The 890-nt window shown below is 51.9% G+C and carries 1 pseudogene; it reads right to left on the reverse strand.

What is annotated here, in order from left to right:
• A pseudogene (locus GEI7105_RS38270) lies at positions 1–653 on the reverse strand (hypothetical protein); the annotation flags it as partial.
• Positions 654–890: the final 237 nt, after the last annotated feature.

The following is an 890-nucleotide window of genomic DNA, read 5'->3' on the forward strand; positions in this document are numbered from 1 at the left end:
ACTGCTTCTGCCTTCAAATCCACCAACTGAGAAGTCGAAACCCGATTCCCCCCATTGTGGAACGACCAACCGGGAACCGCATCAGAAATCAAATTACGGAACCCATCCTTCGGCTGAAACACCGCATCAAAATTCCCATTAAACAGCGTCGGAACTGCAAAATCTCCCCGCATCGGCGCATCGTAAGTATTATCAAACGCCACCGGCACCCGTTCTACATCCGATGACGAACGCAGCTCTAACGCCGCACCGCCTCCCAACACCGAATAGAACCAACCCGTACCAATCCCTTCCCAAGGCGCGCTCTCTTCTCCATGAGCGAACTCCGCTCCCAGATGGTCCGGCGAATACCAAGGACTCACGCGAGGAAACGCCTCATCATATAAATGGTCGTAGTAACCATCTCCCCGACGGCGGAATAACGCTCCCTCATCCGATTCAGAATCAAACGGGAAATGAGTTGGGAACAAATCAGCCGTTCCTGCATACCAGTTGGGAACGCGCGTGTGAGTTCCCCCGAACCCGAAAAGGGGATCGGTTTCGCGAGTAAAGCCAGCTCGTCCATCTTCGTAACCCTTCTCTCCCTGACGAGTTCCCAACTGCACTGACACATCAAGGTTGGGAAGATCTCGACCGCCCGGCGTGAACGTCATTCCTTCAAGCTCGGGAACCGTCTGATAGTAATTAGGGGACTGGGACTACCAGTATAATTGAGATAAGTAGCCCCAGAGAAAAAAAGGAATAGTGTGTAAAGGATTATTTCAGACCTCGAAGGTTGACATACTTAACAGAATGTCCGTGGCGCTCTCCTCGGGCTTCGAGTCCCTCGGTCACGTGAAAAGCCAATTCGGACTCGGATTCAAACATCTGTCCGACTAATTCATCACGTT

The organism is Baaleninema simplex PCC 7105, from assembly GCF_000332355.1.
Lineage (GTDB): Bacteria > Cyanobacteriota > Cyanobacteriia > Cyanobacteriales > Geitlerinemataceae > Baaleninema > Baaleninema simplex.